The organism is Propionibacterium ruminifibrarum (assembly GCF_900289195.1).
Classification (GTDB): Bacteria; Actinomycetota; Actinomycetes; order Propionibacteriales; family Propionibacteriaceae; genus Propionibacterium; species Propionibacterium ruminifibrarum.
This window is the reverse complement of record NZ_OMOH01000003.1, coordinates 132,020-153,179: the sequence shown is the minus strand read 5'-3', so window position 1 is coordinate 153,179 and position 21,160 is coordinate 132,020. Positions and strand designations below refer to the sequence as shown.

Here is a 21,160-nt window from a genome sequence, read left to right as displayed (position 1 = left end):
TGAGCAGGATGCCCTGCCGTTCTTCCGGCGGCTCCGAAGTGATGGCTCCATCAACGCCGTGCGACCCGAACATTGTAGACGAGCAGCCCAATGGCCCCGGCTCGCCCGCGGCCGCCCCCACCGACTCGTGGCGCCGGCGGGACCACCCCAACGGCGACCCTGAATTGATCCTGTGAAAGCTATATCGGGTTTGGCTAGGAAGAATATGATTTTTCCTTAACTGTTGCTAAGCTGGCGTGGTTCACCTCCCCGGCAGGGTCGTCGTTCCCCGCCACGTCGAAACCGAATCGGAGCCATTGCATGGGAGTGCCCGAGGGTTACCGCGAGTTCGTCGCGGAGCACACCCCTGCGCTCTACCGCATCGCCTTCCTCCTCAGTCATGACCGCGACATCGCAGAGAACCTGTTGAACCGGACCGCCAAGGAACTGCTCAAGCAGTACAAGCACCGCACGAGCGACGCCGAGTGCGCCGAGTGGGCGCGGCTCTGCGTCTACCGCCTGTTCCTCGAGGACGCCGGCAAGGACGGCTACGAGGACGCCCCGCCGGCCAATGCGGGCGAACAGAGCGGTGAGGCCTTCATCGCGCGCCGCCTGGCGGCCCTCGCACCGGTGGACCGCGCGATCGCGGTGCACGCCGTGCTCGACGACTGCAGCACGCAGAAGGTCGCCACCGATCTCGCGTGCAGCACGGGCGAGGTGCGCAGTGCCCTGGCCACCTTCAGTGCGCTGAGCAGTTCGCCGCCCGTCCAGCACGACGACGAGGGTGACATACCCACGGTCGTCATGCCCGCCGCCGGGAACGGCGCGGGCCGCGACGAGCGGGAACAGCACGGACTGATCCCGCTGAAGACGCAGCCCCGCAAGCGCAAGTTCGGTTCCATCGTCGAGATCCGTCGCCACCTCGACGCGAAGGCCGGCCGCAAGAGCGCAGCCGAGAAGGCCGCGGAGAATTCATCCGTGGGTTCTGCCGCGCAGATCGGATTCACCTGGGTGCAGGGCGACGAGCCAGGATCGCGAGGTAAGGTCTACAGCGGCGATCCTGCGCTGTCGGCGACGGACCGCAATGCCGGCGAGCCGCCGGTACACAACGACGATGACGCTTCCACACGTTCCGGTGGGCCGGCCCGTGTGATGCAGAACGCCCCCGATGATGACCAGCCGCAAGGGCCCTCGCCCCGCAGACTGGCCACAGGTTAAGGAAATTCTGTGGGTATCAGCGACGAGCTGCGCGATCTTGCAGCCACGCCTCCCGAAGCCACCGCGATGAGCGCCTCCCTGGCGGATCAGGCGGTCGGCTTCGCGATCAAGGCGCGCCGTGTTGCGCGCATGAAGATCGCCGCAGCGGTGACGGCCGGCGCCATCGCGACGACGGGGGTCGCCATCGGCGTTGTCACGTCGAACGACAACTCCGACCTTCCGGTCTCCACCCCGGTCGTGACGATCACCCCGAGTTCGGCCAGCCCGTCCCAGTCGTCCTCGGCGTCTCCGTCATCGTCGCCCACGCAGTCCGAGTCTCCCGAACAGAGCGCGTCGCCCTCGGATGCCCCCATCCTGGTGCAGCCCTCCCAGCCCGAGCTGGAACCCGCCGGCCCGGGCACCGACCCGAACATCCTCGAGGAGATCCTCGAGACCCTGCGTTCACTGCCCGAGCGGATCATCGAGGCTCTCAGGCCGGGCTCCCCCAGCGGGCCCGATTCCCGCAATGGGGACGAGGATTCAGGCACGTCTGAGCCGTCGCTCACTCCCAGCAACCCCACGTCCCCGGAAAGTCCCTCTGCCTCACAAACCGAGGCCCCTTCCCCATCAAGCCCTGCCTCCTCCGCATCGGAAAGCAGCGCCCCGCCGAGTTCTGCCACGCCCTCTCCCGAGCCCAGTGATCCCATCTGCAAGGTCAGGGAAGAGCGGCGAGGTGCAGGCGATGAATATTTCTTCTGGTCCGAGAGAAAGGTCGATTGCGACCAGGAGCCCTACAAGGAACGCCTGGAGAAGGCCAAGGAGAGCAGCAGCCCGGCTGAATCCCCCTCTGGTAATCAGGTGTGCGTGGTGATCGAGGAGCAGGACGGCAAGGAGACGGCCAGGGCCACTATCCCGTGCGGCGGGGCCGCATAACCACGTGCCGCCGTGTCCCCAGAGAAGCTGTGTGCCTATTCGTCGCCCATGTAGCGGCGGCCGTTGAAGGCCCTGCCGAGGGTCACGTCGTCGGCGTACTCGAGGTCGCCGCCGACGGGCAGGCCCGAGGCGAGTTTGCTGACCCGGATGCCCGGGGTGTCGGCCAGCAGGCGTGAGATGTAGGTCGCCGTGGCCTCGCCCTCGAGGTTCGGGTTGGTGGCCAGGATGACCTCCTCGACCGTCGTGTCGGACAGGCGGCGCACCAGCTCGGCGATCCGCAGGTCGCCGGGGCCGCGGCCGTCGATGGGGCTGATCGAGCCGCCGAGGACGTGGTAGAGCCCGTGGAACTCGCGGGTGCGCTCGATGGCGACGACGTCCTTCGACTCCTCGACGACGCAGATGAGCGAGCGGTCACGGCGCGGGTCGCGGCAGATGCGGCAGGTCTCGGCGTCGGTGACGTTGAAGCACACCGAGCACATGTGAGTGTGCTCCTTGACGGTCATGAGCACGTTCGCGAGGCGCTCGACGTCGGCCTGCGGCTGCTCGAGCAACCAGAAGGCGATGCGCTGGGCGCTCTTGGGCCCCACCCCGGGCAGGCGCCCCAGTTCGTCGATGAGTTCCTGGACTGGTCCGTCGTACACGTCACAGACCCAGCTGGCCGAGATCGGGGACGACCTTCTGGGCGGCGGCGGAGGCCTTCGTCGAGGCGTCGCGCACCGCGGCGAGGACGAGGTCGGCGAGCCCCTCGGGGTCGGAGGGGTCGATGGCCTCGGGCTTGATGGCCAAGCCGATGAGTTCGCCGTTTCCCCTGACGGTGGCCTCGACGAGTTCGCCGCCGGCGGTGCCGGTGAAGCTCGTGGCCTCGAGGTCGCGCTGGGCCGCCTGGAGCTGGGCCTGCACCTGCTGGGCCTGCTCGAGCAGGGCGTTCATATCCATACCCTCGGGAAACATGGTCTGCCTTTCAGGACGAGTGGCCGATGCGTGCACGGCCGTCACGGGCCGGTCACCGGTCATCCATGGTACGTGGCGACGGGGTCAGGGCTGGGCCTCGTTCGCGACCTCTTCGATCAGCTCGGCGCCCAGCTCGTCGATGAGCAGCTGGGTGGCCGGCTTGTCCGAATCCACGATGGTCACGTCGTCCATGCTCACATCGGCGTCCGGGTCGTACTCGTCGCCCTCGGCCTCGTCGGGTGGGCTGATGACGTGGTGGCGCACCGCCGGGGCCGGGTCGCCCGGGTCGGCGCCTGGCTGCGGGGCGGGCTCCGGCGCACCGGCGCCGGGCTGGGTGGCCCACGGGTCGTGAACCGACGGGGCACCGGGGTTGTCGTCCACGGGACCGGCCGGGGGCCGGCCGGTCCGCGCAGACGCCGGTTCAAAAGGGCGCTGGTCGCCGCCGCCCGCGGGTGGGTCGCCCCGCTGCTGAAGGTCGTTGACCGCGGCCTGCCCTTCGATGACCGTGTCGATCTCGAGGTCGGCGCCGAGAGTGGCGATGAGGGCGTCGTGCAGCACGTCGGCGCCGCCGTGCGAGACGAAGGACTCGCGGGCCCCCGGATTGTTGAAGGCGAGCGTGAGGCGGCCGCCGTTGACGTCGAGCACCTGGGCGTTGGGGCCGAGTGTCATCCAGGCGAAACGGCGGCGGTCCTTGACCGCTTCGAGCACCTGCGGCCACATCTGGCGCAGCTGGGCCGTGGTGACCTGGGCGACGCCGGTCTGCGGCGCCGGCCCCTGCTGGGCGGGTGGCTGCGGGGCGGGCGTGCCGGCCGGGGGGCTGCCCGCCGGGCGTTGACCGGCGGGCGGGTGGCCCGCCGGACGCTGCCCTGCGGGGCGCTGGGCGGCAGGGGGCTGCGCTGCTGGCGCCTGCCCGGCCGGGCGTTGTCCGGAGGGGGGCTGGCCGGCTGGACGCTGGGCCCTGGCCTGGCCCGGAGCCGCCGGCCGATCGGAGGCGGGGCTCGGGGCGGGCGCCGGGTCGGCACCGTGCTGCGCCGGCGCCGCGACGGGGTTCTGGGACGGTGCCCGTGGGGCCGGGACCGGCGGAGCCGCCTGCTGGGTCGGCTGGGCCAAGGCGGGCTGGTCGCCGCCGCCGGCGGGAACGCCGAGGCGGCGTTCCAGACGGTCGAGGCGGGCGGTGATGCCGCCCTCCGAGGCGTCGGCGCCTGGCACGAGCACGCGCGCGCACATGAGTTCGAGATAGAGCCGGGGGGCGGTCGTGCCGCGCATCTGGGTGAGCCCCTGGGCGATGACCTGGGCGGCCCGGGACAGCTCACCGGCCCCGAAGCGCACGGCCTGCTGGTTGAGCCGGTCGGCCAGGTCGGGCGCGACGTCGATGAGACCGGAGGTGAGGGCGTCGGGCACCTGGGCGATGATGACCAGGTCGCGCAGCCGCGAGAGCAGGTCCTCGGCGAAGCGGCGAGGGTCCTGACCGATCTCGATGACCTTGTCGACCGTGCCGAACACGCCCTTGCCGTCGCCGGAGGCGAAGGCGTCGATCATCTCGTCGAGCAGCGCGTCGGGCGTGTAGCCGAGCAGGGCGGCCGCCTGCCGGTAGCCGACACCGTCCTCACCGGCCGCGCCGAGCAGCTGGTCGAGCACCGACAGCGAGTCGCGCACCGACCCGGCGCCGGCCTGGACGACGAGCGGCAGCACGCCGGACTCGACCCGCACGTGCTCCTCGTCGCAGATCTTCTGCAGGTAGCCGGTGAGTACCTTCGGCGGCACCAGGCGGAACGGGTAGTGGTGGGTGCGGGAGCGGATGGTGCCGATGACCCTGTCGGGCTCGGTGGTGGCGAAGATGAACTTCACATGGGCGGGGGGCTCCTCGACCACCTTGAGCAGGGCGTTGAAGCCCGCCGGGGTGACCATGTGAGCCTCGTCGATGATGTAGATCTTGTAGCGCGAGTGGACGGGGGCGAAGTAGACGCCCTCGCGCAGGTCCCGGGCGTCGTCGACCCCGCCGTGCGAGGCGGCGTCGATCTCGATGACGTCGATGCTGCCCGGGCCCCCGGTGGCCAGGTCGCGGCAGCTGCGGCAGTGCCCGCACGGGGTGGGGGTGGGGCCCTGCTCGCAGTTGAGGCAGCGGGCGAGGATCCGGGCGCTCGTGGTCTTGCCGCAGCCGCGCGGGCCGCTGAACAGGTAGGCGTGGTGGACGCGGCCGTTGGCGATGGCGCGCATGAGCGGCTCGGTGACGTGCTCCTGACCGATCACCTCGGTGAAGGTGTCGGGGCGGTAGCGGCGGTAGAGCGCCAGCTGGGCCTGCGAGGCGTCCTGTTCGACGAGCCGTTCGAGCTCTGCCTCCTCGTCGGGGCCCGGGTCGAAGACGGGCTCGGTGATCTCGGCGGCCGGGCCCCCGCCGTCGCCGTCGGCATCGTCGTCGGGTTCGCCGAGAGCGGGGTCGTCGGGGTCGAAGCCCTCCTCGATACTGGCCTCGACCGATCCGGCCTCGTCGAGCTCGGTGTCGACCAGTGGCTCGTCGACGAAGGCGGGCGCGGGCATCGCAGGCTCATCGTCGCCGAAGAGGCTCGGGCCGGTCTGCGCGAAGAAGCCCTCGTCGACGGCATCGAGGGGTTCGACGTCTTCTTCTGGATCGCTCACGGGAACCAGACTATTAGGCGCCGCGGGCATTTCCCGACCCGCATCCGGACGGCCCGGGCCCTGCCCGGATCGTCCCGCGGCCGCCACGACGGGCCGCCCCGGAGAGCGCGGGCGGGGACCGGTTCTCAGCGCGCGGTCACCTCGAGGACTCCGTGCGCGCCCTTCTCGGCGTACGAGAAGGAGTGGTTCACGAAGGTGTAGTGGCCGGGCTCGTTGACGACGAGTTCGACGAACCCGCCCTCGGCGGCGCCCAGCGAGAGCAGCTGGGAGCCGCCGGTGCCGGTGCTCGCGCATGAGGCGTCCACCGTGGCGGCCGGCTGGTGACCGCACTCGAGTGTGTAGGCGCCCTCCTTCCACACGGTGTCGAACTGGGTGCCGACGATGTGGAAGTTGAGCTGCTCGTTCGGCCCGGCGTCGAGCACCCAGAAACGAACCCTCTCCCCCACCGTGGCTCTCAGCGGGTGCTCGTCGTACTGGAAGGCGTACCCGTTGAACATGACGGCATCGGGTTCGGTCTCGCCGAGCCGGTCGGCGTCGGCGCTCTCACCCTGGGCGCCGAACCAGGCCTCGGACTCGAGGATGACGTACTCCCTGTCGACCTCGGGCAGCCCCTCGGGGTCGATGATGACGGCGCCGAACATGCCGTTGGCCAAGTGAAGCGACATCGGCGCTGTCGAGCAGTGGTACAGCCAGATGCCCGAGCGGTGGGCGGTGAAGGTGTAGACGAGGCTCTCGCCGGGCGGGATCGTGCGCATCGGGTCGTCCGGGGAGATGTCTCCGGCGTGGAAGTCGAGGGAGTGACCCATCGTGCCCGAGTTGGTGAGGGTCACGACGAAGGTGTCGCCGACGTGCCCGCGCAGGATCGGGGCCGGGGTCTGGCCGTTGTACATGTAACGCAGCTGCCGCACGCCGGGGGCGACCTCGACGACCTCCTCGGTGACCTCCAGGTGGACCTCGTGGACGGTCTGGCCCGGGGCGGGGGCCAGGGCGGCGTCGAAGGCGCCGACGCTCATCGTCGCATTCGGGTCGAGCACCGCGTGGTCGCCGGCGCCGGGATCCCCCGCGGAGGAGCCGGAGGCGGCCGCGGTGCCCTCCACGACGATCTGCAGGACCATGCCCATCTGGCGGTGCCCGGCCACCGAGCACCAGGCCTCCTGGGACTCGGTGATGACGCCGGCGTCGACCTCGGCGCTGGCCCCCGGCATGAGCAGGCCGCTGCTTGCACCGCCGGCGAAGGTCAGGTCGTGCACCTGGCCGCCGGTGTCCTCGTTGGTCAGGGTGACGATCAGATGCGTTCCCGCGGGCACCGTGATCCGGTTCGGCGTGAACGCCATGTCGGCGCCCGTGACCTGGACGCGCTGGACGGGCGCGTCCGAGACGTCGGCGCCGGTTCCCGCCCCGGGGCCGAGGCCACCGACCATCGTTGACGGCGAGACGGCGGTGGCGACCGCCATGGCCAGCGCGACCGCGCCGGCGCCGAGGATCCAGGTGAACCGGCGGCCGCGTTCGGCCAGCGTGTCGTCGTCGGCGAGGCCGAGCGGTTCCCTGGCCAGGCCGCAGCGAAGGATCGTTGCGAGGAGGAACAGGACATTGGCGACCAGGACGGCGAGCGCGGCCGCGCGGGCCGCCGACGGCAGCGGTGCCAGCAGGGCCAGGCCGGCGGTGTTCGCGCTGATCAGGCGGGCGTCCGAGCCGGTGTCCATGATGGCGTTGCGGCGGCGCACCCTGCCGGGGCCGCCACCGAAGATGACCGGCAGCAGATAGGACAGGGACCCGGCGATGAGCTGGGCGGCGAAACCGCCCAGGAGGGGCCAGGCCAGCTGCGGCAGCCGCCCCAGCATCTGCTGGCGGTCGGTGCTGGTGGCCATGAGCACGACGGCCACGGCCAGCGTGCCGACGAGCCATGCCAGACCGCAGATCACCGAGCGGGAGGCGTAGCTGACGGGGCGTTTCACCTTCGCCGCGGCCCACATGGTACTGGCCACCACGCCGACGCAGGCGGTGTAGCCGAACAGCCCGAGCGCCGAGATCCAGCCGCGTGCGGTGACACCGCCCAGGCCGGTCGCCGCGATGGCGAGGCAGAACAGGGGCAGGACGCGGCGGACGCTGATCTCGGCACCGGGCACCATGCGGGTGCGCAGCATCGTCGGCCACAACGTGAGCAGGGTGCCCATGACGGCCAGGCCGAGCCAGCCGAGCACACCTGTGGCGATGTGCGGGAGCATGAAGACGTCCAGGCGGCTGCCGCCGGCGGCCGTCATCAGGTGGCCGAGCATGCCGCAGACGACGAACCAGAAGCCGCAGACCATGTAGTAGGCCAGCACCGTCCGCCCCAGGCGGGTGGTGAGCGCCCCCGCGGAGCGCACGCCGAGGACGATGACGTGACCGGTGACGGCGGCGACGCACAGCAGCGCGCCGGCGGTCTGCAGCGCCTCGCGGCCGCTCTCGGTGCCGGCCAGGAGGGCGATGATGCCTGCGTTGAGCACCGACAGGACCGCGATCTGGGGTGCGCGGCGGGTCGCCGGGCTGCGCATGAGGGCGGCGGTGAAGTAGTCGCTCCACACGACGACCGCGTTGGTGGCGACGCCGAGCGCCGCGGCGTGCAGGCCGACCCAGCCGAGGCCGGAGCGCCAGCGCTGCCCGATCGTGCCGGCGACGGCGACGACCGCCCAGGCGCAGACGAGGACGGCCGTCATGCGGTGCCAGACGCGTCGCGAGGCGAGGCCGCGGTGCCGCTCGCGGCCCTGTCCGGGGCCGTGGCTGGTGGGTGCGGGGCGGTCGATGGTCATGGGTTCGTCCTCGGGCTCGTCGTGGTGAGCGGGATGCCGGGGCCGTCCTGCGCGGCGGGGCGAGGGGGCCGCTGTTCGGCCTCGGCGGCGTCCTTCGTCGTCGCCGACCAGATGGCCACGGCGACGAGGCCGAGCATCGCGGCGATGTTGCCCAGGCCGCCCACCTGGCGCCAGGACTGCGAGTCGGCCAGGTCGGCGGCGATCCGCACGACCAGGCTGAGGTGCAGCACCAGGCCGACGCCCCAGAACCCGGAGACGAATCGCATCCGGATGCCCAGCAGGCCGGGCAGGATCGTCGAGGCGTGGGCGGCGACCATCGACATGATGAAGCCGAGGAAGACGGCGTGCAGGGTCGCGTCGTACCGCAGCCCCGACAGGGCCGGACGCAGCAGCATCAGGCCCGTGACGACGAGCCAGCCGTAGCCGGCCAGGATCATGACCGACATGAACCGGTTGGGGCCGGGCACCGTGATGCCCCGGCGCGCCACGTCGCCCGAGGCCGACTGCACCGACAGGGCGATGAGCACGAGCCCGTAGCAGGGCAGGGCGACGGCGGGCCACGTCACCGTGGCCGCCCCGGCCAGGACGGCGAGCACGGCGAGGAGCACGAGCGCGTCCTCGTGCAGCCGGCGGCGCCGGGGCGTCCACGCGAGCTGGCCGATGCGCGACAGGTCGAGGCGTTCGGCGATGACCGTCAGCGCCAGGAACGAGATGAGCAGGGCGATGAAGCTGGGAATCGGCACGCCGCCGAGCCACACGATCGTCGCGCACAGGGCCGAGATGCCGCCGCCGATCTGGACGGCGACGAGTGGTTCCCGGTTGCGGCGCCACAGCACGACGTAGTTCGCGCACATGGCGAGGCAGCCGGCAACCATGACGGCTCTGCCGGCCCGCACCGGCAGCGGCGCGACGAGGGTGAGCAGCGAGCCGAGGGCCATGGCGACGGGCGCGGCATAGGCCCACCAGCGCTTGATCGAGACCGAACGCTCCAGGCTCACGAGGGCGCCGACGAAACCGATGACCATGAGCATGCCGTGGCCGCTCGTGAAGCGCTCCCCGCTGAGCGGGGCGGGCAGGTCGAGCAGGGCCAGCGCGGCGTCCAGGCCCATGAGCATGGACAGCCCGCACGGGATGAGGAACAGGACGCGGCGCAGCTGGCCGGCAGGGGCTCGCCCCTGCCTCGGCTCTGCTGGTGCGGACGGGGCCTGCGGCATGGTGCCCTTTCGTGGGTCGTGGGTGGACGGGTTCGGGGGGCGCCTCAGCCATCGGCCAGGCAGCAGGTGAGCGAGCACCTGCCGGGCGAGCTGTGCGGCGTCAGCTCGGCCACCCGCCACGTGCCGCCGAGTCGCGCGAGGACCCCGGCGGCGATGCCCCGGTGCACCGGGCAGACGACACCCGGGAGCTGCTCGACCTCGTGGATGAACGGGCAGCCGCACAACTCGATGGTCCGCTCGTCGCCGGAACCCTCGACGAGCACCGGGGAGAAGCCCCACGCGTCGAGCAGCCCCACCAGGCGGGCCACGTCGTCGCCCCCGGGGACGACGGGCCGTTCGTCGAGCGCCTGTTCGGCCCACTCGCGCCCGGCGCGTTCGGCGGCCGCGCCGAGCGCCCCGGTGTGCCGGCTGGCGAAGTGGTGCATGAAGACGTCGGCGAGCAGCCGGTCGTTCTGGGGTCCGGCGCTGAAGGCCTTGTCGGTTGCCGTGTAGAGCATGCGGGGGCGGCCCCGCCCGGAGGCGGTGGCCTTGGTGGCCTCGACGATCCCCTCGTCGGTGAGGTGGTTGAGGTGGAAACGCACCGTGTTGGGGTGCACGTCCATGCTGGCGGCGATGTCGTCGATGGACAGCGGACCGCCCGCCCGGACCAGGGCCGACAGGACGCGCTCGCGTACCGCGCCCGGCTCCCGGTCGGCCCCTGCGGTCCTGTTGGCGTGAGGATCGTCGATCATGGGTCACACCTGGCGGGTGAAGCGGATCTTCCAGACGTCGGGCCCCTCCTGGACGTACTCGCGTGCGAAGACGTCCGGCCAGGCGCCGTCGATCTGGGCGAGCAGCGGCAGCGGGTCGTGCGGGGCGGCGAGAATCATCGAGCCACCCACGCCAAGGCCCTGCAGCGCGCCGAGGATGGCGGCGTGGCGGATCTCGTGCGGGATCTGGGTGGCGTCGAGTTCGGGCTCGTGATCGTGTGTCTCGGTGATCGGCAGGTCTGCCATATCGGTCTCCTTCGCAGGGTGGTCGGGCCACCGGAACTATTAATTACAAGTGGACTGTAACAATAGCTGGCCCGCCAAGCGCGGGGTGACCCAGGTGAATCCGCCGACGGCACCGGCGCCCCGCACCAAGCAGACCCGGCACCCGTGGTGTGACCACGGTGCACAGCCCATGGCCCCGCAACCCGCGAAGCCCGGCCTCGCCCTGCGCCGAGCCGTGAATCTGCTCGGCCGGGCCGGGACACTGAAGCCAGTGCCCCCGCTTCGGTGCAGCGCGTCGTCCGGCTAGAGTAGGGCGCAAGGTCTCTCGCGCGGCGGTACCTCACCCAACTCCCCCAGGGTCGGAAGGCAGCAAGGGTAAGTGAGCTCTTCCGGGTGCGCGGGAGGCCCCTTTTCGTCTCGGCGGACACGGGGCCAGTGCCCGCTGGGCGCCCGCGGCGCGGACTCGGCCGGCATGACCCGCGGTCACGGACCCTTCCTTCAGGCAGAACCCACGGCGCTGGGCCCGGCCCCGGCCCTCAGACGAGCATGCGGTAGATCGCCGTGTCGGGTTCGAGCACCTCGACCTTGAGCGGCGAGCCGTCGATGCGGGCCAGCAGCGACCGGTAGCTGGCCGGGTCGCCGAGCTCGATGCCGACGAGGGCGGGCCCGGTCTCGCGGTTGGACCGTTTCGTGTACTCGAAGACGATGATGTCGTCGTCGGGCCCGAGCACGTCGTTGAGGAAGCGTCGCAGCGCACCGGGCTCCTGCGGGAAGTTCACCAGGAAGTAGCGGCGGCGGCCCTCGTGGACGCCTGAGCGTTCGATCACCTCGGCGTAGCGGGAGACGTCGTTGTTGCCGCCCGAGACGATCGCGACGACCTCCTGGCCGGGCTCCAGCTGGGCCGAGACGTCGACCCGCCTGTTGCTCAGCGCGGCCGAGGCGAGGGCGCCGGCCGGCTCGGCGATGATGCCGTCGACCTGGTAGAGGTTGAGCATCTCGGAGCAGACCTGCCCCTCTGGCACGGCCAGCAGTTCGGGGCTGATCAGGCGCGTCATCGAGAAAGTGAAGTCACCGGCCCTGGCCACCGCGGCGCCGTCGACGAAGCTGTCGACACGATCGAGGGTGACCGGGTGCCCCTCGTACATGGCGGCGGCCATGCAGCGCGCACCGGCCGGCTCGACGCCGATGAGACGCACGCCCGGGTGGTTGACCCGCGTCCAGGCGCCGCAGCCCGCCATGAGGCCGCCGCCGCCGACCGGGATGACGAGGGCATCGGGCACATGCCCGAGCTGGCTGAAGACCTCGCGGGCCACGGTGCCCTGACCCGAGGCCGTACGGGGGTCGTTGAAGGCGGGCACCATGGTCGCACCGGTGCGCTCGGCCTCCGCCGCAGCAGCGGCGGCGGCCAGGTCGTAGGTCTCGCCGCCGACGACGAGGTCGACGTAGTCGCCGCCGAAGAAGCGGATGCGGTCGCGCTTCTGGCGGGGCGTGGTGCTGGGCACGTAGACGGTGCCCTTGATCTGGAGCCTGGCGCACGACCAGGCGACGCCCTGCCCGTGGTTGCCCGCCGATGCCGCGATGACACCCGCGGCGCGCTGGGACTCGGAGAGCTGCGAGATGAAGGTGTAGGCACCGCGGAGCTTGTAGCTGCGGACGGGCTGAAGGTCCTCGCGCTTGAGCCAGACCTTGCAGCCGGTGGCCAGCGAAAGACGCTCGTCGTACTGCAACGGGGTCTCGACGGCGACGTCCTTGAGGCAGTCGGCGGCCTCGTCGACCATAGTGGCCAGTTGGTTCATGTCCATGGTGCTCACCTGCACATTGTGCCGCGCACCGCCCCGGCCGACGCCACCGCGGCAGCATGTGGGAGCGCCTGCTCAAGCCGTTCTCGCAGTGGCGACCACGGGCACTGCACCCGCATCCGCACGTCCGACGTCCCACGTGCGGCAGGGCACAGCTCGCGGGACCGGTTGGCCCGGGCACCGCCGAGGCGCTAAGCTCTCGGGCGGAGGATTCGCCTAGAGGCCTATGGCGCTCGCTTGGAAAGCGGGTTGGGTTCACGCCCTCACGAGTTCGAATCTCGTATCCTCCGCCACCGCCCTCCGGCAGGCGTTTCAGCGCTTCCCGGAGGGCATCGTCACATCCGGCCTGCGGTCTGCGTGAACAGACACCCGACAACCGCAGGACGAACGGGGCCAGCGACTTCGCGAGAATCGGCTGAGGCAAGGAACAGCCAGCCGATTCACCCGACACCATGAGTTCTCGACTGCGGGAGGGCCCAGGCATACCCGGGAAAACACCCTTGCCGAATCCCGAGCACAGTTCTTTCACGCCTCAGGGAATACCCTGAAGCAGGTCACCGAGTCCCACCCCTGGCCGTGGCGAATTCAGATCGTGGCTAGCTTGAATGCTTCTCGCCCAGGTGCCGAGGGGGAAGCCTTGGGCACATCCTCCCCGCCGGGAACCGTCTCACAGAAAACTCAGATTCGCGTACTCTGAGGGGGCCACCCACCCCTGCCTCGAACAGGAACTCACCGATGCGTCGCCTGCGAACCACCACCCTGTGCGCCCTCCCATTACTGCTACTCGGCCTCCACGTGCCCGCCGCTACCGCCGCCCCTGGTGGCACCACGACCATTCATGTCTCGTCGGTCTCCGGCGACGACTCGAACGCGGGCAGCGCGCAGGCGCCCCTGCGCACCCTCGGCGCAGCGCTCGAGGCGGCCGGGGACGGCGACACCATCGAGTTGGCCGACGGCGACTACCGGGAGGGCGAACTCGTCGTGAGGAAGCAGGTGACGATCGTCTCCGCCGACGGAGCGGGCAAGGCGACGCTCAACGGGGCCGATGTCGTCACCGACTGGACGGCGTCCGGGGACGGCACCTGGTCCACCCCGCACGACAAGGTGCGTTTCTGCGACGTGTGCACCACCGATCCCGACCCGGCGCGCCTGGGGGCAGCGGCCCATCCCGAGCAGGTCTTCATCGACGGCGTCGAGCAGACCCAGGTGCTCAGCAGGGACGAGCTGAAACCGGGCACCTTCTTCGTCGACGACCCGCAGCCGGTCACCCTCAAGCAGGAGGGCAACAGCTGGGGCGGTTTCAACGCGGCCCCGCACCGAGGCGTCAGCTACGTGCTCGGTTCCGATCCCACCGGGCACACCGTCGAGATCACCCAGCACTCTCGGGCACTGACCCTCAGCGGTGACGGCATCGTCGTCGACGGCCTCGATGTCACCAAGTACTCCCCCGTCCAACGCTGGGACTACGCCGATCCCGAGATCGGCACCTCCACCGGGGCCGAGATGGTCATGATGCACGGCACGGACAACACCTACCGGAACGCGACGTTCAGCCACTCGGGCATGGGTACCGCGCTCGACCTCAGCGATGCCACCAGTGCCACCGTCAGCGGCAACACCTTCGCGCGCAACGCGGCCGGGGGCCTGGGCATCAACACGTCGCACGGCGTGACCATCACGAACAACAGCTGGTACGACAACAACCGCGGCGAGATGTCGCTGGCGGACTGCGGGGCCTACTGCACGATCGGTGACCTCAAGGCGACGCACTCCGAGAACGTCACCTTCTCGTTCAACACCTTCGACTACGCGGGGGCGCCCGACCGCTCCCAGCCCGGAAGCACGGGCGGACAGCCGGCGCTGTGGCTCGACGAGGGCATGATCAACTCCACGATCGCCGCGAACTACTTCGTCAACACGAAAAAGGCGATCATCGCCGAGGTCTCCTCGGCAACGACCATCGCGTCGAACATCGTCAATGGCGCCGGCAGCGCCATCGTGATCGCGGGCTCGGACCACACGCAGGTGTGGAACAACACGATCTCGCACGCCCGCACCTCGATCGACGCCTACGAGGACGGCCGCACCAGCGGCTGCAACAAGCGGGCCGGCGACGGCAACTGCCTGCAGGAGGAGTCCTGGAGCATCGAGCACGGCCTGAGCTGGGACACTACCGATACGACGCTCTACAACAACATCTTCTCCTCCGAGACCCTCTCCGGCCCCGACGACCCGTGGCACTACTCGCCGACGGTGCAGTTCGTCGGTCACGCCGACGACAACCAGGGCAACCCGGTCTGGGCCAACCAGATGGTCGCCGGTATCGACCACAACGTCTACTACCGCGACAAGAGCAGCGATGTGCCCAACACCACGGTGCTGTGGACGGGGCCCGACAAGAACGTCAACGCCGAGAACCTGTCCGACTTCACCGCGAGCCCGCTGGTGACGACGCTGGGCAAGGAGGCCCATGGGCTCGACCTGCACGGCACGGCCGCTGAGAACCCGCTGTTCGTTCACGAGTCCGAGCAGGTCACGGCGTGGGCGAGTTCGGATCTGCGCCTGTCGGAGGACTCGCCGGCCAGGGGCAGTGGCACTGATCTGCCCGCCGCCGTCGCCGACCTGCTCGGCGTGAGTGCCCAGAGCCCGGACCGCGGCGCCCTGGTGAACGCCGCATGGCAGGGCGACCAGCCCGGCACCTCGGCGAAGGACCAGTCCGCGGCACCGGCCACCGAGCAGGCATCGCCCGACGACGCGGCCCCGGCCGAGCAGGACTCCGCCGACCGGGCCGAGACGCCCGCCGAACAGGACACGCAGCCGACCACGGCCACCGACGCCGGTGAGGCCCAGCACTCGGACGCGGCGCCGGGCCCTCATGATCTGGCGAACCCGACCACGGCGGCCCCGAGCACCGGTCAGGGCCCCTCACAGGTCCCGGGCAACAACCCTTCGGCGTCGTCCTCTCAGGACCCGACGTCCTCGCCCACACCACAGGCCCAGCAACCCCACCGCAGCGCCCTCGACCTGGCGGCCTGGGCCTCGGCCCTGACCCCGTTCGGCGGCATGGCCCTGCTCGTGTACCTGCTGGTCAAACACCTCTGACGGCGCTGCCCGGCAGGGCCGCCGCGCCTGCCGTCAGGCCCAGGGATCGACCATGACCAGCTTGCCGGCCATGTGCCCGTTCTCGATGCGGGCATACCCCTGCGGCACCTCGCCGAGGCTCAGCGTGTCGGCGATACGCGCGCCGAGCGAGCCCTCGGCGACGAGCGCCATGAGCTCACCGAGCATCGCCGACAGGTCGGCGCGGGCCTCCGAGCCACCGGACGAGTACGCGGCGCCGAGCGAGATCTCGTGCACCGACGGGGCGGTGGTGAACTCGGGCACGGTCGTCAGATCGGGACGGCCGTTGGTGAAGGCGAGACCGCCATTGAAGGCCAGCGCACCCAGGTTCGCCGTGGCCGAGGCGGCCGAGACGGTGTCGAGCACCGCGTCGACCCCGCGTCCGTCGGTCAGCTCGCGCACGCGGGCGACGACGTCGCCGCCCGCGTAGTCGATGACGTGCTCGGCGCCGAGGGCAAGGGCCTCGGCGTGCTTGGCGGCGGAGGCGGTGACGATGACGTGGACGCCGAGGCGGGCGGCTACCTGGACGGCGTAGCCGCCGACACCGCCGATGCCGGTGACGAGAAGGCTCTGCCCGGCGTGCAGGTGCAGCCGACGCGTGAGGGCCTGGTAACCGGTCATGCCCGCGCACGGCAGGGCGGCGGCGTCCTGGAAGCTCACGGCATCGGGGATGGGGGCGAGCGCCACGGGGTCGACGACGACCAGTTCGGCCATGCCGCCGGGACGGCGCAGGTCGTGGTGCAGAGCGACCCGCTGGCCTGGTGCCACGCCGCTCACGCCCTCGCCGAGGGCCTCGACGGTCCCGGCGACGTCCAGCCCGAGGATGTGCGGCCAGGACCAGTCCGGGTTGCCGCCCGAGGCGACCTTCCAGTCGACCGGGTTGAGGCCGCAGGCGTGCACGCGGACCAGCACCCGGCCGGGGCCGGGAACAGGTTCGTCGGCCTCGCCGACGCGCAGCGTCTCCGGGCCTCCTGGGGCATCGAGCAGCAGGGCTCTCATCGAGTCTCCTTCGAGTGATCGCGCTGCGGCTCGGTCGATCAGGAGAACCAAGCGGTCAACGCGCGAGCGGAACGGCGGGGCAACAAGATGATGCCGTGAGTCGCACCACGGCCCCTCCTGCCCCGGACCCGCGCGAGCGTACCGCATGCCCGCCCATCCCGACCAGGATCAGCCGGCAGGAACGCCCATGCCGTTCATCGAAGTCGCGGGCGAACCGGTGGACTCGCCACCGTCCCTTCCGTCCAGCCCCCTCGGCCCGGTCCGCCACGGTGAGCCACGGCCCGCCCGCCGGGCCACGGCGTCGCGCGCCGAGTACCGCAGGGCCCGGCGGCGGATTCACATCGTGAGCCGTTCGTCCTCGATGTGCCGCGAGGGAACACCAATGCCGCGCAGCATGCGGCGCGCGCCGAGTACCGCCGGCGCCGGACCCACCACGATGAACAGTGCGGTCCTCAGGTCCTCGGGAGCGATGCATGCAGTCACCTGGGCGGCGTCCCAGCGGTGCACGCGGCGCTCGTAGACGAATGACTCATGCTCCTCGGCGAGCCTCGCCAGCAGGGCATCATCGTGCAGATCGCCCGGTGAGCGGACAGTGCGAAGAACGGTGACCGGCCGCACCCCGGCGTACTGCTGGGCGATACCGATCAGCGGGGCGATCCCCGTACCCATACCCACCAGCACCAGTCGTCGTGACGGGTTCGTGGCCTCGATGACCGGTCCGAAACGGCCGAAGGGGCCCTCCAGGACGACATCAGCGCCCACGGGGATCATCTCGACGGTTCCGGTGAAGTCACCGGCCTCCCGGATCGTGAAGTCCACCGTCCTGCCGCGCTCCCCCGAGGGCGCGAAGGTGACGGAGAACGGGTGCGACTCGGTCGTCACTCCCGGCACGCCGTGCACCGATATGAAGTAGTAGTCACCGGCCATGGGGGCCGGCGTCCTGCCGTCGAGTTCGATGCTCAGCCTACGGGTATGCCGCCCGAGCGTCTCGTTCGCATGACGACACCACGGTTCGGCCGGAGCGCCGGAGCGGCGAATCGCCCCCAGACGTAGGCGGCCAAGGCCACGAAGGTGTAGATGTCCATGGCGACGACGAAGCCGGTGGCCCGCGCCACCCTCGGGATGACATGGACGTGCACCAGAATGAGAATGATCGCGACGAGGTTGAGCCGGTGGACCCATACCGAGACCCGATGCGCCAGGACGCGTTCGGCCTTGGCCTTCAGCCTGGCGGCTCGGGGCAGCCGGTCGACGAGCAGGCCGCTCATGAACAGGCCCGCGTACAGCACACCGAAGATCGCCAGGTACCACGCGATCCGTCCGGTCCAGCGGATGACCGGGTGCATCGTGAACGAGGCGAGCACGTGCGCGGTGGCGGCCCCCAGGGCGAGCACACCGAGGACGGCGTGCATCGTGTAGACGGCCGGCAGCCCGATCATCCGGTCGATCCAGCGCGGCCGGCTCGACAACGCAACGGCCACCAGCCACCACGTGTAGGCGGCCGCCCCGAGGTCGTGGACGAGTAGCCGGGGCGGGGCGTCGACCATCGAGATGTTCAGCGTGTAGACCAATGGCATGGGCGCCGCGACGAGGACGACGGCCCATGCCAGGTACCACTCAATGGGGTGATGCCTGAACATGCTGCGTGAAACCCGACCGGTTCAGAACCCGAGCCCCTCGAGCCACTCATCCACGTCGGGCCGGCTGGACTCGGCCTCGCCGCCCCGTACGCCCAGTCCGTCAAGAACGGTCGCATCAGGATACTGGGCGGCGAGCTGACTCTGGGTCGTCCCGAGACCGGAGCCCTCGTGGGTCGTGAACGGTACGAGCGTCTTCCCGTTCAGGTCGACGCCGTCCATGAAGGTTCTCACGATCATCGGGTACTCGCCCCACCAGATCGGCGCCCCGATGAAGACGGTGTCGTAGTCGGCGACGTCGGGCAGCGGGTTGGCGATGGCCGGACGGGCGTCCTCGTTCTGCTCGGCCTGGGCGATCTCGGTGGTGCTCTGGTAGTCGGTCGGGTAATCGGTGGCGGGCACGATCTCGTATTCGTCGGCGCCGGTGCGGGCCTGGATGAAGTCGGCCACGACCTTGGTGTGCCCGACATCGAGCGGACCGTCGTAGACGCCCTCGGTGCGGGAGAAGTAGACGATGAGGATCTTGGAGTCGCCCGCGTCCGATCCGGCGGCCGATGGGTTCGCCGACTCGGCGGCGCCGCTATCGGACTGGCCCCGGGCAGGCGAAGCGGCATCGGATCCGCGACGGAGCAGGTCATAGCCGAGCAGCGCGGCGGCCAGGACGGCGAGGACGGCGACGAGAGTGATGATTCTTGTGCGTTTCATGGAACCTCTGTTGTTCGGTGGGGGCTCATGGCCCGGTTGACAGGTCGCGGCGCCGGGCCTCGACAGCTCACGAGCACGGACGCCAGACGTCCGCGTGGTATCGAATCCCCTGTTGGCAACGCATGACGGCCCCTTACTGTCATGAAGCATGATTATGAAATCAGCGGCCCGCCATGGAAGCTCTCCGCTATGCGCATCGAAGCCTTGAGTCATGCGTTTCATGCATGATCGACCAGGCGCGCATGCCCGCCGAGCAGCGACCCGGTTCCGCTTTCGAGCGAATTTCCCGTCCGAAGAGCAGACTCGATCTTCCCATTCGGGGATCTACAGATTAGGCTCGCCTAAGCGTTCCATGACAGGAGCGACGCTTCCCGACGGAAGGATCCCGACATGTCCCTGGTACCGGAGGCGGGTGCGGCGACAACCGACGCACTCGTGGGACGCACCCAGTCGATCGCCTACCGGTTGCTCTGTGGTTCCGGCTGCGGGTCATTGCTCGCATACCGCCAGGACCCCCAGGTCAGTATTGAGTTCCTCGCGCACGGCCTGACGAGATCCGGCCGCATCGTCGTGGCCTGTTGTCCCACTCCGGGCGACGAGGTCGCCGAGATGCCGCTGACCGAGTCGATCGCCGTTCGCCTCGACGTCACCAAGGCCTCGCAGGAGCCGGGCGTACACATCATCTCCTCGGCCGTGCACCTGCTAGGCACCCTCGAGTGGATGCCCCTGCAGGTCTCGGCGCAGCTGCTGGCCGACGGCCAGCTGCCGCCCCGGGTGGCCGCCACCGTCGCCCATCCGCACGGTCGGCTGGGCGTCATCCGGACCCAGCGCGTGCTGCTGCACGATTCCACGGGCGTCACCCCGATGGCCTTCGGCACCCTGATGGAGACCAGTTCCAGCATGCCCTTCCCCACCATCGAGGACGAGTTCGAGGCCTTCGACGCAGCAATGGCCCTCGGCGAGGACGCCCTGTGGAACATCGCCGACGCCATCGACGACGAGCGCATCGCGGGCCGCATCTGTTCGCGACACACCGTGACCGCGGGGTGCCCGCACACCTGGAACCGCATCTACTGCGTCGACGTCGACCGCTACGGCCTGACGCTCATGACGGTGGAGCCGACCCAGACGAGTACCTTCTTCGCCCCATTCGACTCCCCCGTCGACTCCATGGCGGCACTGGACTCAGCCCTTCAGCAGCTGGCCTCCCGCACGGCACCGACCCTCGGCTGACTCTCATCCCGCCTCGCACACACCGCATTGGGGCCCCTGCCGAATGATCGGCAGGGGCCCCAATGGAATGATCACTCACCGGGCATCCCCGGTGAAACCGCTCAGATCAGGCGACCTCGTAGCTCAGGCAGGGGGCGCCCTCGGCGCCGAAGCTCACGCTCTCGGCGGTGCACATGAGGTCCTTGTTGTGGACGCACTCGATGCACTGGCAGGCACCAACCTGGCCGTTGGCCTCGGCGAGGCCGGCGCGGGCATCGAGAACGGCCAGGGTCTGGCAGACAGGCTTGCTGCCGACCGTGACGGCGAATGCGGTGCAGCCGCCATTGTTGAAGGCGCAGGCGGTGGTGGCGCAGGTTGTGACGGGGGCGATGGCAGTCATGATCATTCATCCTCTCAGATGTTCCGGGTGTCACTTCTGATATCTATAACTCTTCCCCTTCCGCAACTCGCCCGCAAGACAGCACAGGCTGACCTTGTCGCCAATAACTCATTGTTACACCTTGTCAGAGGGTTTTTTATGAATTAATAATTATTGATCGACAACGGTCCGTAATATTTTTCGAATGCACTTGGAATAATTGAACAATGGCCCTGGGGGCTTGACCACCACGGCCTGGAAAAGGACATGCTCGTATTTAAGTGAGGCTTTCCTGCGCCCTTGGTGAATCCCCCGAGAATCCCGGTCGATGCGGCGCTGCCGCGCTGGATGCGCACCATGGACGACGCCCCCGCACGAGTCGAGGACACGCCGGGCACCGGCTGCCCGGCGGGCGGCGCGCACCCGCCGAGGCCACGCGAGTGCAGGCCGGGTGGTCCGCAGCCATCCTGGAGGCGGGGCCGGGCGGCACCCCGCCGGATCAGCGCCCGTCCGAGCCCTGGGCGACGATCTCGTCCTGGACGATGTCGAGCAGCTCGGCCGCCCGCAGATTGAGCCGGCGGGATTCATCCAGGTCGTGATCGGGGCGCTCGACGCCGGCCGCGCGCCTGGCATCC

General features: G+C 70.0%; 18 protein-coding genes, 1 tRNA gene and 1 other RNA gene. 6 read left to right on the top strand and 14 right to left on the bottom strand.

The annotated features are described in order from the left end of the window. Nucleotides 1-300 precede the first annotated feature (300 nt). Both PROPJV5_RS04350 and PROPJV5_RS12375 read left to right on the top strand, forming a co-directional pair. Nucleotides 301-1,197 (top strand): RNA polymerase sigma factor, encoded by an 897-nt coding sequence (locus PROPJV5_RS04350; protein ID WP_147385345.1) that lies wholly within the window; start codon nucleotides 301-303, stop codon nucleotides 1,195-1,197. Between the two features lie 9 nt (nucleotides 1,198-1,206). Beyond that, entirely contained in the window at nucleotides 1,207-2,109 is a 903-nt protein-coding gene (locus PROPJV5_RS12375) for a hypothetical protein (RefSeq protein WP_147385344.1), read from the top strand. A 35-nt stretch (nucleotides 2,110-2,144) separates the two neighbouring features. Here PROPJV5_RS12375 and recR read toward each other — a convergent pair whose 3' ends face one another. The 7 genes from recR to PROPJV5_RS04310 form a co-directional block, all read right to left on the bottom strand. After that, nucleotides 2,145-2,750 (bottom strand): recombination mediator RecR, encoded by a 606-nt coding sequence (recR, locus tag PROPJV5_RS04340; RefSeq protein WP_119715118.1) that lies wholly within the window; start codon nucleotides 2,748-2,750, stop codon nucleotides 2,145-2,147. A 1-nt stretch (nucleotide 2,751) separates the two neighbouring features. After that, on the bottom strand, nucleotides 2,752-3,060 hold the full coding sequence (locus PROPJV5_RS04335; protein WP_119715117.1) for a YbaB/EbfC family nucleoid-associated protein: 309 nt from the start codon (nucleotides 3,058-3,060) through the stop codon (nucleotides 2,752-2,754). A gap of 84 nt (nucleotides 3,061-3,144) precedes the next feature. Next, the gene (locus PROPJV5_RS04330) at nucleotides 3,145-5,598 is read right to left on the bottom strand and encodes a DNA polymerase III subunit gamma and tau (RefSeq protein ID WP_119715298.1); all 2,454 of its coding nucleotides are present in this window, start codon (nucleotides 5,596-5,598) and stop codon (nucleotides 3,145-3,147) included. Nucleotides 5,599-5,822: 224 nt separating this feature from the next. Further along, nucleotides 5,823-8,486, bottom strand: coding sequence for a multicopper oxidase domain-containing protein (locus PROPJV5_RS04325; protein WP_119715116.1), 2,664 nt, complete (start codon nucleotides 8,484-8,486; stop codon nucleotides 5,823-5,825). Further along, nucleotides 8,483-9,700 (bottom strand): hypothetical protein, encoded by a 1,218-nt coding sequence (locus PROPJV5_RS04320; RefSeq protein ID WP_119715115.1) that lies wholly within the window; start codon nucleotides 9,698-9,700, stop codon nucleotides 8,483-8,485. The genes PROPJV5_RS04325 and PROPJV5_RS04320 overlap by 4 nt, the downstream gene beginning before the upstream one ends. Nucleotides 9,701-9,744: 44 nt before the next feature. Beyond that, nucleotides 9,745-10,431 (bottom strand): helix-turn-helix transcriptional regulator, encoded by a 687-nt coding sequence (locus tag PROPJV5_RS04315; protein WP_119715114.1) that lies wholly within the window; start codon nucleotides 10,429-10,431, stop codon nucleotides 9,745-9,747. 3 nt (nucleotides 10,432-10,434) lie between these two features. Then, entirely contained in the window at nucleotides 10,435-10,695 is a 261-nt protein-coding gene (locus PROPJV5_RS04310; protein WP_119715113.1) for a DUF2249 domain-containing protein, read from the bottom strand. Nucleotides 10,696-10,990: 295 nt separating this feature from the next. On the opposite strand from PROPJV5_RS04310, the gene ffs reads away from it, so the two are divergent. Beyond that, nucleotides 10,991-11,087, top strand: an RNA gene (gene ffs / locus PROPJV5_RS04305) — signal recognition particle sRNA small type. A 123-nt stretch (nucleotides 11,088-11,210) separates the two neighbouring features. Here ffs and ilvA read toward each other — a convergent pair. Beyond that, a complete protein-coding gene (gene ilvA, locus PROPJV5_RS04300; RefSeq protein WP_119715297.1) occupies nucleotides 11,211-12,476 on the bottom strand; it encodes a threonine ammonia-lyase IlvA in 1,266 nt (421 codons plus the stop codon). A gap of 202 nt (nucleotides 12,477-12,678) precedes the next feature. Here ilvA and PROPJV5_RS04295 point away from each other — a divergent pair. Together PROPJV5_RS04295 and PROPJV5_RS04290 are read left to right on the top strand one after the other, a co-directional pair. Further along, nucleotides 12,679-12,766 (top strand) — tRNA-Ser (locus PROPJV5_RS04295). A 442-nt stretch (nucleotides 12,767-13,208) separates the two neighbouring features. Beyond that, on the top strand, nucleotides 13,209-15,575 hold the full coding sequence (locus PROPJV5_RS04290) for a NosD domain-containing protein (protein WP_119715112.1): 2,367 nt from the start codon (nucleotides 13,209-13,211) through the stop codon (nucleotides 15,573-15,575). A gap of 33 nt (nucleotides 15,576-15,608) precedes the next feature. Here PROPJV5_RS04290 and PROPJV5_RS04285 read toward each other — a convergent pair whose 3' ends face one another. From PROPJV5_RS04285 to PROPJV5_RS04270, 4 genes are all read right to left on the bottom strand, one after another. After that, nucleotides 15,609-16,592 carry a zinc-binding dehydrogenase gene (locus PROPJV5_RS04285; protein WP_182858570.1) on the bottom strand — a complete coding sequence of 328 codons (984 nt, stop codon included), beginning with the start codon at nucleotides 16,590-16,592 and terminating at the stop codon, nucleotides 15,609-15,611. A 336-nt stretch (nucleotides 16,593-16,928) separates the two neighbouring features. Next, nucleotides 16,929-17,519, bottom strand: coding sequence for a ferric reductase-like transmembrane domain-containing protein (locus PROPJV5_RS04280; protein ID WP_119715110.1), 591 nt, complete (start codon nucleotides 17,517-17,519; stop codon nucleotides 16,929-16,931). A gap of 32 nt (nucleotides 17,520-17,551) precedes the next feature. After that, the gene (locus PROPJV5_RS04275; RefSeq protein WP_119715109.1) at nucleotides 17,552-18,232 is read right to left on the bottom strand and encodes a ferric reductase-like transmembrane domain-containing protein; all 681 of its coding nucleotides are present in this window, start codon (nucleotides 18,230-18,232) and stop codon (nucleotides 17,552-17,554) included. A 21-nt stretch (nucleotides 18,233-18,253) separates the two neighbouring features. Beyond that, a complete protein-coding gene (locus PROPJV5_RS04270) occupies nucleotides 18,254-18,934 on the bottom strand; it encodes a flavodoxin (RefSeq protein WP_119715108.1) in 681 nt (226 codons plus the stop codon). Nucleotides 18,935-19,324: 390 nt separating this feature from the next. On the opposite strand from PROPJV5_RS04270, the gene PROPJV5_RS04265 reads away from it, so the two are divergent. Further along, nucleotides 19,325-20,167, top strand: coding sequence for a hypothetical protein (locus tag PROPJV5_RS04265; RefSeq protein ID WP_119715107.1), 843 nt, complete (start codon nucleotides 19,325-19,327; stop codon nucleotides 20,165-20,167). Between the two features lie 106 nt (nucleotides 20,168-20,273). Here PROPJV5_RS04265 and PROPJV5_RS04260 read toward each other — a convergent pair whose 3' ends face one another. Together PROPJV5_RS04260 and PROPJV5_RS13115 are read right to left on the bottom strand one after the other, a co-directional pair. Continuing rightward, nucleotides 20,274-20,546: a DUF1540 domain-containing protein gene (locus PROPJV5_RS04260; protein ID WP_119715296.1), complete on the bottom strand. Its 273-nt coding sequence runs from the start codon at nucleotides 20,544-20,546 to the stop codon at nucleotides 20,274-20,276. A 478-nt stretch (nucleotides 20,547-21,024) separates the two neighbouring features. Continuing rightward, on the bottom strand, nucleotides 21,025-21,117 hold the full coding sequence (locus PROPJV5_RS13115; RefSeq protein WP_420812717.1) for a hypothetical protein: 93 nt from the start codon (nucleotides 21,115-21,117) through the stop codon (nucleotides 21,025-21,027). Nucleotides 21,118-21,160 lie beyond the last annotated feature (43 nt).